We start from the raw sequence: 12,966 nt of genomic DNA, 5'->3' as shown, positions 1-12,966 counted from the left end.
ATCTTTTGTAAAGTGGGTTGACTTGAATGGGATTTCGTGTAATGAAAACAGCCATTGCCACGTTAATTGCGATTCATATCGCGCAGTGGATTGGATTACCAGCTCCGCTGTCAGCGGGGCTGCTTGCAATTCTAGGTGTCGATGTGACACGGAAACGGAGCATCCGGGTCGTCACGGAGCGTTTCTGCGCTTCCATCCTTGCTCTACTGTTGGGCAGTCTCATATTTTACATACTCGGTTTCAAAATATTTGCTCTAGCGGTCTATATTTTAATCGCATTTCCACTATTATCTCGCTTCGGGATGAAGGATGGAATTATTCCGAGTACGGTGGCCGTATTCCATATTTTTGGCGCGGAATCGATTACGCTTCATACACTAGGATATGAATTGTTATCCGTAGGCATTGGACTTGGATCTGCGACGCTTGTGAACTTGCTCTATATGCCGAATATGGAAAAGCAGTTGATCGTATTACGAACGCAAGTGGACCAGTTGTTCTCCGATATTTTTGTGCAAATCGAACGGAATCTGCGCGATGTGAACTATGCCTGGGATGGGCAAGAGCTTCTCGCGGTGGAGCGGGTTGTAGCGAAAGGAATTGCGCTCTCGAAGCGCGGGCTTGACAATCAGATGCTTCGCACCGATGAAGGCTGGTATATCTATTTCTATATGCGGCAGCAGCAGCTGAACTCGGTTGAACGGATGCTCGATCTGCTCTCCCATGTATATCAGAATCTCCCGCAAGGCGATCAGGCGGCAGATCTCTTTCATTTGCTCAGTGATGACGTCAAAATCAGTTATTATACTGGATTGTCGGAGACGAAATTAAATCAATTCATTGATGAAGCGAAACAAATGCCGCTTCCTGTAACGCGTTCCGAATTCGAGGTGCGCTCTGCCATTCTTCAATTATGCCGCGAGTTACAACAGTTTCTGGCGATTGCGCGGAAGGATAAACAACGTCAATCATGATCCTATTTAATTAGATGAGAATCATATAAAATTATGTTTGACCATTTTATCAACATTCGCCTATATCCTGCATACACTTTAAATGAATGATTGTATGGAGGAGGTTAAAAGGATGGCATTAGCAGATAAACATCATTGTAGAGAGATTATTACGAAAGCAATCTGCGGCAAGGGTCGTAAGTTCTCTACCGTAACACATACCGTGACTCCGCCTCATAATCCAACCAGCATCCTGGGGGCATGGGTTATAAACCATCAGTACGAAGCAGTTCGTGCAGGCGACGGCATTGAAGTTATTGGTACTTACGATATCAACATTTGGTATTCATACGACAAAAACTCGCAAACAGATGTAGCCAAAGAAACGGTATCATATGTAGAACACGTTCCACTGTCGTATCTGGATCCGAAACATAGAGCGTCGACGCAAGAGGTTGCTGCGGAGGCAACGCAAGAACCGAACTGCGTCGAGGCGAGCGTGTCTTCTAACAAGTCGAGTGTATCGATCCGTGTGGAACGCGAGTTTGCCGTTGAGATGATTGCTGAGACCAAAGTCTGTGTCAAGGTCTGCCCGAATGGTTGCGCGGATCATGATGACAAAGATTACGATTTCAGCTACGAAGACGGCGATTATGATGATCTGGACCCGGATTTGCTCGATGATGAAGTGTAAGGGACTCGTTAGTCTAATATATGCATCTAGAGGGGCGGTGTAGAGGGCAGGAGCCCTCCTTTTTTTTGAAATATAAAAATCAGTTACACGAATCAATGAAATTCACGGGTTGAATGCGAATGGCGTTGTATGTGGGTTTCGGGGCAGCTGCTTGCCAGAAGCTTCGGTGTGCGTGAGACGGGGTGGTGGCTAGATGAATACTTGGATATGGACAGACGGAGAAGGAATGGCTCTCGAATTTGCCAGTAAGCATCCGCCAAATGAACTGATACACGCGCTTCGACAGGTTAGCGGCATGGAGGGAAAAGTAACAAGACAACCAGATGATCAGGTGCCCCGCATGAGGTCGTCTCAAGCAACAAAAACCTTGATGTGGGTTCGTTGGGAAGGAACGGATGCGTCAACCTCCGATTGGCTTGCACACTTCCATGAACCGCAATCCTTCATTTACCGAACGAACTGTGATGCATCACATGTACAACGCCGGCAGGACGTGGATCTAAGCACAATATTAGCTCGGCATGGAGTACCTATCTCGCAAGAGAAGGGCATACGGCGTTACAAAGTACATGTCTATCATTTGCGTGTGCTCGCTGTTTTTCGTTGTGTCCTTTTAGGGCCAAGTGGCCTATCTTCGGATCAGCCTATCGATTTAGACCGCTCAGATGCTGTCATTCGTCGTATTTGCCGATTGGCAATTCGCGCACTCTATTGCGTTGGTTGGGATATTGGGGAAGTTCATATTGAGCAGCAGCAGAGCGGTGGGATGGTAGTGGTAGAGTCATTGCTATCCCCGCCAGAGCTCAGTTCCAAGGAACTAGCAAGGCATTATGCCCAAGCGATGCTTCATGATCGCGATCGATTTCGTGATGAAGCAGAACGATCAACACCTGCCATGCTTGGGATGGATCCTGAGTTTATTCTATATGATGCGGACCAAGGCAAGGCCGTATCTGCATCGAAATTTCTGCCAAAAGAAGGGCCTGTCGGCTGTGATGCCGTCTGGGTTCGAAGCAGCGGAAATCGCTTGGATGATGAAGGGATAGAGCAGACGGTGACCGTGAATTCACCGATCTATCCATTGGTTGAGCTCAGGCCTGAACCACGTGAAGAGCCGCGGGATTTGATCATTCAATTAATGCGCACCATGCAATTGGCGGCAAGAACGATTCCCGATTCCAATCTGCGCTGGCTGGCTGGCGGCATGCCGCTGCCTGGTCTTGCGATTGGTGGTCATATTCATTTTAGCGGGTTGTGGTTAAATGCACAGCTGCTTCGTGTATTAGACAATTATATTGCGCTCCCTGTTGCGATCATTGAGGCCAAAACGTCAGCGAGACGAAGACCAAGGTATGGTATACTTGGGGATTTTCGCGTTCAACCGCATAGTGGCTTCGAATACCGAACCTTACCGAGCTGGTTGGTCTCCCCTGTTGTGACCAAAGGAGTTATTGCCCTCGCGCAGCTCGTCGCATTGGAATATCGCCTTCTAACGCGTCGATATACGAAAGACGAACGTGTCGTAGAGGCTTTTTATGAAGGCAATTCACAGTTCCTTGCCGATTATTTCGAACCGTTATATGATGATTTATCTCACCTCCCGTCCTACGGGAAATATGCCCGTTATATTGAACCGCTCATGGATCGGATTAGACAACGTGTTCCATGGGATGAGCAGCAGGATATTCGCAAGCTGTGGAAAATCCCTCCCTTTCAATGATCTGTCTCGTCATTTCTGTTATAATGAGACGGTAATGAAAGAGGTGGAGGTTCGGACATGGCCAAATATACGCCAATGATTGAGCAATATTTATCGATTAAAGCTGACGCTAAGGATGCGTTTTTATTTTTCCGTTTGGGCGACTTTTATGAAATGTTCTTCGATGACGCGATTCTTGCTTCGAAAGAATTAGAGATCACATTGACGGGCCGTGAAGGCGGCGCAACAGAGCGAATTCCGATGTGCGGGATTCCTTATCATTCCGCTGAAAACTACATTCATCGATTAATTGAAAAAGGATATAAAGTGGCGATTTGCGAGCAGGTGGAAGATCCTTCGGTCGCGAAAGGCGTCGTGCGCAGGGAGATTGTGCGTGTGGTGACGCCGGGGACGGTCATGGACAGCCGAACTTCGAATGAATCTGCCAATAACTATATGGTCTGTCTATCTGTGCTGGATGGACAACTCGGCTTATCCGCATGTGACTTATCAACGGGTGAGTTGTATGTGACTTCGTTCCCTTATTCCAATGAGCGATTGCTCGATGAAATGAACATATATACCCCTTCCGAAATTTTGTGTGATGAGGAATTGTTATCGCATGTCAGACAAGAATTTACGTTAGCGGGGAAGCCGGTGCTCACAACGTCGTGGCTGAAGAGCGACGATGCTCTTGTCGTGCGCCAATTTGGCGATTCGGCATGGTCCAGACTGGAGACGGTGCGTCGGCGTGTCGTGTCGCGGATGGTTGCTTATTTGAATGAGACGCAGAAGCGGTCTCTCGGGCAGCTGACGCAGATTCGCAGTTATGAGCCGGAGCATTTCTTGATTCTGGATCCGTTCACAAGGCGGAATCTCGAATTGGTGGAGACCGTACGCGAACGAGCGAAGAAGGGATCTCTGCTCTGGCTATTGGATCAGACGGAGACGTCTATGGGAGCGAGATTATTGCGCAGATGGATTGATAAGCCATTAATGCAGCGGGCGGCGATTGAATCCCGTCTCGAGGCGGTAGATAAGCTGTTCCATCAATTTATCGTGCGAGAAGATATACGAAAACAATTGAAAGAAATCTATGATCTTGAACGTCTTGTAGGTCGCGTTGCCTTCGGGAATGCCAATGGTAGAGATATGGTTGCGCTGCGGACCTCGCTGCAGCAGATTCCGGCTTTGCTAGAATTGTGCTTGAATTCGCCTTCGACAACTTTGCGGGAGCTGGCGGCCGATGTAGATAGTTGTTCCGATGTGCTCTCCTGGATCGAGGCCGCTGTGATGGATGAGCCCCCGATTTCTGTACGAGATGGTGGATTGATTCGGGCGGGCTATGATGAGCATTTGGATCAACTGCGAGAAGCGAATGTGAACGGCAAACGGTGGATTGCGGATTTGGAGCGCCGTGAGCGGGAAGCGACAGGTATCAAATCGCTGAAAATCGGGTTTAACAAAGTGTTCGGTTATTATATAGAAGTAACGAAATCGCAGATTGGTTCCTTGCCGGAAGGCCGCTATGAGCGGAAGCAGACACTAGCTAATGCAGAACGGTATGTGACACCAGAGCTGAAGTCGAAGGAATCACTAATTCTGGAAGCAGAAGAGAAAATGGTGGATCTGGAATATAGTCTATTCGTACAGCTTCGGGACCGGATTGCGAGCGAAATTACACGATTGCAGAAGCTTGCTGAGAAAGTTGCTGAGGTCGATGTTTATCAATCGCTTGCAACCGTGAGCGCGCAGCACCGTATGGTGAAGCCGATATTGACCGATGGCGGAGATCTTATTGTAAAGGCAGGTAGACACCCTGTCGTTGAAGCCGTCATGAACGGTGGAACATTTATCGCCAATGATACGAAGCTGATTCGTGACCAAGAGCAGATTCTATTGATTACAGGGCCGAATATGGCGGGTAAAAGTACTTACATGCGTCAAGTCGCACTCATCTGCATTATGGCTCAGATGGGATGTTTCGTCCCTGCAGAGCAAGCGGAGATCCCGATGATCGATCGGATATTCACACGAATTGGCGCGGCTGATGATCTGATTGGCGGTCAGAGTACGTTCATGGTGGAAATGATGGACATTCAAGTGATGACGGAAAAAGCTACGCCGCGCAGTCTCGTCATCATTGATGAAATAGGACGCGGCACGTCAACGAGCGAAGGGATGTCCATTGCGCAAGCCGTCATCGAATATGTGCATGATCGGATTGGCTGTAAAGCACTCGTGTCGACACATTTCCATGAGCTGGCGCATCTGGAGAGCAGTCTAGGTGGACTCAGTAATTATTGTATGGCGGTTCAAGAGAATGGCAATGATGTAACTTTCTTGCGAAAATTGATTCCCGGTGCAGCAAGTACAAGTTACGGGATTTATTGTGCGCGGCTTGCTGGGTTGCCTGAATTGATTATTGATCGGGCGTATACCCTGCTGCAAGGGTTCGAATATGCAGAAGCAACGCAAGAGATGAGAGAAGTAGCCGTACGTGAGACGGCGGCAGCTGCTGAAGTACCGGCACAGACGGACCCAACTGTTACTGTGGTTGATCCGGTGAAGGAGGAGCAACACCAGGAAGTTGAGCGGAGTGAGGGCGTTGTGCAATTGTCCATTTTCGGTGATGAAGATTTCGCTTCATCGAAGCCTGTGAAGAAGACGGATGCACGTGCGGAACGTGTCATTGCAAGTCTGCAAGCTGCGGATATCATGAATATGACGCCGCTGCAAGCGATGCAATTGTTGAACGAATTGAAGCAGCAAGCGAAAGGTTTAGCGTAACGGACGAGGGAAGAGGGGATGAAGGATGTCGAGAATTCATGTATTGGACGAGCATATAGCCAACCAAATTGCTGCCGGTGAAGTCGTCGAACGACCTGCATCAGTCATCAAGGAGCTTGTCGAGAATGCGATCGATGCGGGCAGTACGCGAGTCGATGTCACCGTAGAAGAGGGCGGTCTTCAGATGATTCGGGTCACGGATAACGGCTTGGGCATTAATGCGGAGGACTGTGAGAGAGCATTCTATCGTCATGCGACCAGTAAAATTGCAAATGGTCGCGATCTATTCCAAATTCGAAGCCTAGGGTTTCGCGGAGAGGCCTTGCCGAGTATTGCGGCGGTATCGAAGGTGGAATGTACATCTTCCTCCGAAGATAGTGGACTTGGGCGTCGTATTGTCATCGAAGGCGGTACGCTGAAGATGAACGGTGACGCCAATGCTTCACGCGGAACAGATTTTACCGTGAAGGAATTGTTCTATAATACGCCAGCTCGATTGAAATATATGAAGACGATCCAGACGGAACTCGGGCATATATCAGATACGATGCATCGTATGGCGCTTGCGCATCCGCAGATTGCTTTTACCCTACGACATAATGGGAATATGCTGCTGCAATCGTTAGGTAATGGGGATTTACTCCAAGTCATCGCAGCAATCTATGGGACTTCCGTCGCGAAATCGATGATCCCCGTGGAAGGGGAGCAGCTGGATTATCGGTTGACAGGGTATATATGCAAACCAGAGCAGACACGTTCGAATCGGAACGCGATATCAACGGTCGTGAATGGCCGGTTTATTCGGAATTATGCGCTGAATCAAGCGATTCAACAGGCCTACCATACCTTATTGCCGATCAATCGTTATCCGCTTGTTGTCCTGCATCTTGAAATGCACCCTACATTGGTCGATGTGAATGTGCATCCGGCGAAGCTCGAGGTGCGATTCAGCAAAGAAGCCGAACTATGCCAGTTCGTGCAGCATACCCTTGGACAAGCCTTGCAAGATCAAGTTCTAATCCCGGCTGCGGCGAAACCGAAGAGCGGGGAGAAGAGTGCTTATATTCAGGAGCAGCTGCAATTTGTGCGCAGAGATACGGGGATGCAGGCAGAAGCATCATCCCAATCGACGCTTCCTCCATCGCCATTTCCGGTACATTCCGAAGATTTAGGATCAAGAAGCGCGGCCCAGGTACGTGTAAGCACGGGAATGCCTGAAGTAGAATCGGATCGTACGCCGTTCTATGCAGATCGCAGAAGCCAGCAGGAGCCGATCCCGACGTTAAGAGAGCGCGGTCCCTATACAAGCGGTGGCAATTCAAACCCAAGATTGTACGCGGGTGCGAATCCAGGAGCATCGAATAAATTATCATCTCCGATGATGGAGCAATTATATCAGGTGCCAGAGGCGAGCACGTCATTGCCAGCATTCCCGGAACTCTCGATGATTGGTCAGATGCATGGCACGTATTTGATCGCTCAGAATGATACCGGATTGTATCTGATCGATCAGCATGCGGCACATGAACGCATCAACTATGAGTTTTACTATGAGAAATTTGGCAATCCCGCAGCAGCTTCGCAAGAATTGCTGCTCCCGATTACGCTTGAATTTACACCCACCGAATCGGAGATCATTAAAGCACGGATTCCACTATTTGAGCAGGCGGGTGTATTGCTCGAGCATTTCGGAGGTCAGACCTTCCTCGTGCGGGCCTATCCGCACTGGTTCCCAGAAGGAGAAGCTGAATCGCTTATTCAAGAAATGTCAGATTGGGTCTTGCAGGAGAAGTCGGTAGATATTGCAAAGCTGCGTGAAAAGTCAGCCATTATGTGCTCCTGTAAAGCATCCATCAAAGCTAATCAGAAGCTTACGACGTTAGAAGCAGAGGTCCTTATCGAGCGGCTTGCAGCATGCAAACAGCCGTATACATGTCCGCATGGACGACCGATTGTCGTTAGTTTTTCTACCTATGAATTGGAAAAAATGTTCAAACGGGTGATGTAAATTTGAGAAATACCCGTTGTTAGACTTATAATAAGGGTGAGGTTATGATCATTACGACGGCAGATTCGTCTTCCGAGCAATCCGTGGCACGAGCTCAAATGCTTGCGCAAGAGCTCCATTGTCGCTATGTTACGAGGCAGAGGCATTCAGTCTCGAAGCTCTATTCCATTTACAAGGACCCTGATATGATCATCATTACGGATCAAGAAATTCGGTATGTTCATCCAGAGAAGCCCGCGATGCATTTCCATCCGAGCATGTCGTTCGTCAGAGTCAAACGTCTACTACGCGGTGAGAATGATCCCATGCTTGACATTGCGGACATTCAACCAGGAGATACGGTACTCGATTGTACGGCAGGCCTCGGGTCAGATTCCATCGTGTTCTCTTATGGTGTTGGCATACGTGGGCGGGTCATATCGCTTGAAAGCCAGCTTCCTCTATTCGCACTCGTGAGAGAAGGGCTTCAGACGTATCAGACAGATGTTGAGGCGATGAACGAGGCGATGCGCCGGATTCAGATGAAGCATGTGAGCCATGATGCATATCTGAGAGAACTTCCGGATCGTAGTGTGGATGTTATCTATTTCGACCCGATGTTCAGGGAACCATTAATGGATTCAAGTGCTCTCAATTCGCTGCGAGATCTTGCGAATCATGCAGCGTTGACAGAGGAGAGCATTGAGCATGCGAAGCGCATTGCACGGAAGTCAGTCGTATTAAAGGAACAGCGGGACAGTTCAGAGTTTGAACGGTTAGGGTTCTCTTGTGTTCACCGCAACCCGTCCAAAATTGCTTACGGAGTGATACACATTGACAACAACGAATCATAAACCGCGCTTACTCGTATTGATCGGGCCGACTGCGGTGGGCAAGACGGCGTTAAGTCTTGACCTCGCTAGAATGTTCAACTGCGAGATTATTTCAGGCGATTCCATGCAAGTCTATCGACAGATGGATATCGGCACGGCAAAGCTCTCGCCTGCGGAGCAGGAAGGTATCGAACATCATATGATCGATATTCATGAGCCGGACGAGCCGTTCTCCGTCGCGGAATTTCAGGAACGCTGCACGACTCTCATTGCAGAGATTGAGGGGCGCGGCAAGCTTCCATTCATCGTTGGGGGTACAGGGCTCTACGTGGAGTCGGTATGCTACGGCTTCGAATTTACAGAGAGCGGGGCTGACGAAGCATTCCGGCTAGAGCAAGTTCAATATGCCGAGAAGCACGGCGCCGAAGCGCTCCATGACAAGTTAAGAGCAGTTGATGCGGTCTCTGCCGATCGATTGCATCCGAATGATCAACGCCGTATTATCCGTGCGCTTGAGGTGTACCACCTTACAGGTAATCCATTGTCCGAGCAGCTTGCGGGACAGACCAAGACTTCACCTTTTGAATTGTGTATTATTGGACTCACAATGGATCGCGCGCTTCTGTATCAACGGATCGAAGCACGTGTTGATCAAATGATTGAGCAAGGGCTCGTTCAGGAAGTGGAGCGCCTATTGAATCAAGGGTATTCGAGGCAGCTCGTTTCAATGCAAGGGCTTGGATACAAGGAGATTGCTGCCTATATCGAAGGGGAATGTTCGTTCGAAGAAGCGGTCACATTACTTAAACGAGACACCCGAAGATTTGCTAAGAGACAGCTCTCCTGGTTCCGTCATATGCAAGAGATTAACTGGGTCGATGTAACGAATCCAGAAAATTTTTCTGAGAAGAAGGAACTAATTCGTGATATAATAGCAGGAAAGTTTCACATCGATCTTGAATATATTTCAAAACAATCTAAATGATATGTGGGGGTACGGCTAATGAACAAATCCATTAATATTCAGGATACATTCTTGAACCAATTGCGTAAGGATAATATTCCCGTTACGGTATATTTAACAAATGGCTTTCAAATTCGCGGCGTGATCAAAGCATTTGATAATTTTACGATTGTGATTGATAGTGAAGGGCGTCAGCAAATGGTGTACAAACATGCGATTTCCACGTTTACACCGCAGCGAAATGTATCGTTAGTACAGGATAATAGCTCGAACGAATAATCTTTTTTGAAACTTTTTCATAATGAGTTTCGTTAAATGAAATAGTCATGGATTGGATGAGCAACCCTGAGACGGGTTGTTCTTTTCATTCATGCGGCAAAATCAATAACATCATACTACTTAGAGAGAAATAGGCTGAAAGGGAGTCGGTAGAGATGCCTAATGAACCAAGCAATAGCCGTTCATCGCGCACGGCGGCTAAAAAGCCAAAGAGTAAGAGTAAAGGGAGAAAACCTTTCACTTGGAAAAAGGGATTGCTGCTCTTATTCTTTACGATTGCGATTGCTGTATTTTGCGCAATTGCGGGGTATTTATGGATTATTCTTAATGGGGAACGAATTCTGAAAGAGAATGGCGATAAATACGAGGTCATGGATGAAGCTTCAATTATCTATGACGTGAATAAGAAAGAAGTTACGAAGCTCTATGTGGAAAACCGTGAGCCTGTGACATTTGATGAAATTCCAGAAATGGTACGCAACGCATTTATTGCGACGGAAGATCGTCGTTTTAATGAACACCAAGGTGTGGACTTATGGTCCATCGGACGTGCGGCTGTGAAGGATGTTATTGCTCGCAGTAAGGTCGAGGGTGGTAGTACGATTACTCAGCAGTTAGCGAAGAACTTGTTCTTGTCGCACGATAAGACGTTCTTCCGGAAAGCGACGGAAGTGTCGATTGCCCTTGCGCTAGAGAATCATAAGACCAAAGATGAGATTCTCGAAATGTATTTGAATCGGATTTTCTTCGGTAAAGGTGCATATGGGATTAAGGCGGCAAGTAAACGGTATTTCGGGAAAAGCGACTTGAAGGATCTAGAGATCTGGGAGATTGCAACACTCGCGGCGATGCCGAAGGCGCCATCTTCATACAACCCATTATCCAATCCGGAAAAGTCTAAGGAACGTCGGGGCGTGGTCTTGAAGCTGATGGCGGATCAAGGCTACATCACGCAGGCACAAATGAATGAAGCGGCGAAAGTGGATTATAATCCAGATGCACAGACCGAAACGAAGCGTGTGTCATCTGCCTTTATTGATTATGCAATTGATGAAGCCGGCGATAAGACGGGATTAACAGAGGATGAACTTTATCGTGGCGGATACAAAATCTATACGACACTCGTTCCTGAAGCTCAGAATGCCGTAGAGGAAGAGTTCGCGAATGATGATAACTTCGAGAAAAGTAAGGACGATCAGCAGATGCAAGGCTCGATGGTCATCATGGACCAACACACCGGTGGTCTCGTAGCGATGGCCGGAGGTCGCGATTACATCCGTAAGGGGTTAAACCGTGCGAAAGTACCTCGTCAGCCAGGTTCAACGTTTAAACCGATTGCAAGTTATGGTCCAGCTCTAGATACTGGGAATTACTTCCCGTGGTCGACGCTGCGGGATGACAAACAGAGCTTTGGTGACTACAGTCCATCTGACTTAGGAAGCAATAAGTATATTGGTCCTGTGAGTTTCACGTACGCTTTGCAGAAATCTATTAACTTGCCTTCGGTGTGGTTATTGAATGAGATTGGTGTGAAGACAGGATTTGATTTTGCTAAGAAATTAGGTATTCCATTAGTACCTGAAGATCGCAACTTGACGATTGCATTAGGTGGATTAACATACGGTGCTTCACCGATTCAAATGGCGACAGCCTACAGTGCATTTGCAAATGGCGGATATTATGATCCTGCACACTCGGTCCTTGAGGTTGTCGATCGGGATAATAAATCGGTATATTCCTTCGATGAAGGTAAAGGCGAGCGCGTCATGAAAGAGCAGACCGCATATTACATGACCAATGTCTTGCAAGAGGTCGTTAATAACGGGACAGGGAAATCCGCTAAAATCAGTGGACGACCTACAGCAGGGAAAACAGGAACACAACAGCATGGGATTAAAGGACTCAAGAGCAGTGGCAACCGGGATGTCTGGTTTGTTGGATATACACCTGAATGGACAGGTGCCGTATGGATGGGATATGATAAAACAGATCGTGACCATCTTGTGAAGAAGGGCTCAAGTCAAGCGGCTTCACTTTTTAAGAAAGTCATGACCAAGGCGCTCGCGAATAAGAAAAAAGGTGAATTCTCGAAGCCGACCGGTGTCGTTGAAGAGAAGGTGAAGCAGGATAAAGTAAATGGCCTGGTTGCTTCTTATGCTGCGGCTACACAGTCCGTGACCTTGAACTGGTCTGCGCTTAGTGGAGATAGTCAGCCAACTTATCGGATTTACCGCAAGGAGTCTACGGAGTCGAAGTTCTCCATGGTTGGTGAGGTTACATCCAATAGTTATGAAGATATTCAGGTTGTGCCGAATGCGCAATATGAGTACTATGTCACAGCGTTTTTGGCAAATGTAAATCTAGAGACAGATCCGTCTGCTAAGGTCAGTATCAGAATCGATAATGATTTACCTGACATCGAGCAGCCGCCCGTAGATCCGAATAATCCAGTAACGGATCCGAATAATCCAGTACAGGATCCGAATGAAAATGGGGGAGTGGTAGATGGATCGGATCCATCTACAGAGAACCCAGACGGTAATGGTAATGTGACACCGGACCCAGGAGCAACGGATAATCCGAATGGCGGATGGGTAGATCAGGGTACAGGGACAACTGACCAAGGGACGATCATTCCAGATAATAACGGGAATGCCAACGGTGATAATCAGGGCCATGGCAAAGGTAAAGATAAAGACAAAGGCAAAGGCAAAGGATAAGCAATGAAATACGGCTACAATGGATACCGTACAAATCCAATAATATG

General features: G+C 47.7%; 9 protein-coding genes. All 9 read left to right on the top strand.

Going from position 1 to position 12,966, the window contains the following annotated elements; translation table 11 throughout:
• Nucleotides 1-26 precede the first annotated feature (26 nt).
• The 9 genes from ACFQZR_RS16640 (at nucleotide 27) to ACFQZR_RS16600 (ending at nucleotide 12,919) form a co-directional block, all read left to right on the top strand.
• Nucleotides 27-974, top strand: a complete 948-nt coding sequence (locus ACFQZR_RS16640; protein ID WP_379347762.1) for an aromatic acid exporter family protein — start codon at nucleotides 27-29, stop codon at nucleotides 972-974.
• A 112-nt stretch (nucleotides 975-1,086) separates the two neighbouring features.
• Nucleotides 1,087-1,647 (top strand): outer spore coat protein CotE, encoded by a 561-nt coding sequence (locus ACFQZR_RS16635; protein ID WP_379347760.1) that lies wholly within the window; start codon nucleotides 1,087-1,089, stop codon nucleotides 1,645-1,647.
• A 193-nt stretch (nucleotides 1,648-1,840) separates the two neighbouring features.
• Nucleotides 1,841-3,367, top strand: coding sequence for a putative amidoligase domain-containing protein (locus tag ACFQZR_RS16630; protein WP_379347758.1), 1,527 nt, complete (start codon nucleotides 1,841-1,843; stop codon nucleotides 3,365-3,367).
• A gap of 57 nt (nucleotides 3,368-3,424) precedes the next feature.
• Nucleotides 3,425-6,136, top strand: a complete 2,712-nt coding sequence (gene mutS / locus ACFQZR_RS16625; protein WP_379347756.1) for a DNA mismatch repair protein MutS — start codon at nucleotides 3,425-3,427, stop codon at nucleotides 6,134-6,136.
• Nucleotides 6,137-6,161: 25 nt separating this feature from the next.
• The gene (gene mutL, locus ACFQZR_RS16620; protein WP_379347754.1) at nucleotides 6,162-8,144 is read left to right on the top strand and encodes a DNA mismatch repair endonuclease MutL; all 1,983 of its coding nucleotides are present in this window, start codon (nucleotides 6,162-6,164) and stop codon (nucleotides 8,142-8,144) included.
• 44 nt (nucleotides 8,145-8,188) lie between these two features.
• Entirely contained in the window at nucleotides 8,189-8,977 is a 789-nt protein-coding gene (locus tag ACFQZR_RS16615) for a class I SAM-dependent methyltransferase (protein ID WP_379347752.1), read from the top strand.
• The gene (gene miaA, locus ACFQZR_RS16610; protein ID WP_379347750.1) at nucleotides 8,958-9,941 is read left to right on the top strand and encodes a tRNA (adenosine(37)-N6)-dimethylallyltransferase MiaA; all 984 of its coding nucleotides are present in this window, start codon (nucleotides 8,958-8,960) and stop codon (nucleotides 9,939-9,941) included. The genes ACFQZR_RS16615 and miaA overlap by 20 nt, the downstream gene beginning before the upstream one ends.
• A gap of 18 nt (nucleotides 9,942-9,959) precedes the next feature.
• Nucleotides 9,960-10,199 carry an RNA chaperone Hfq gene (gene hfq, locus ACFQZR_RS16605; RefSeq protein WP_018755597.1) on the top strand — a complete coding sequence of 80 codons (240 nt, stop codon included), beginning with the start codon at nucleotides 9,960-9,962 and terminating at the stop codon, nucleotides 10,197-10,199.
• Between the two features lie 155 nt (nucleotides 10,200-10,354).
• A complete protein-coding gene (locus ACFQZR_RS16600) occupies nucleotides 10,355-12,919 on the top strand; it encodes a PBP1A family penicillin-binding protein (protein WP_379347747.1) in 2,565 nt (854 codons plus the stop codon).
• Nucleotides 12,920-12,966 lie beyond the last annotated feature (47 nt).

The organism is Paenibacillus sp. GCM10027629 (assembly GCF_042676425.1).
Lineage (GTDB): Bacteria > Bacillota > Bacilli > Paenibacillales > Paenibacillaceae > Paenibacillus_K > Paenibacillus_K terrigena.
Note: the sequence above shows the minus strand (reverse complement) of the source record. Positions and strands in the feature narration are given on the sequence as shown.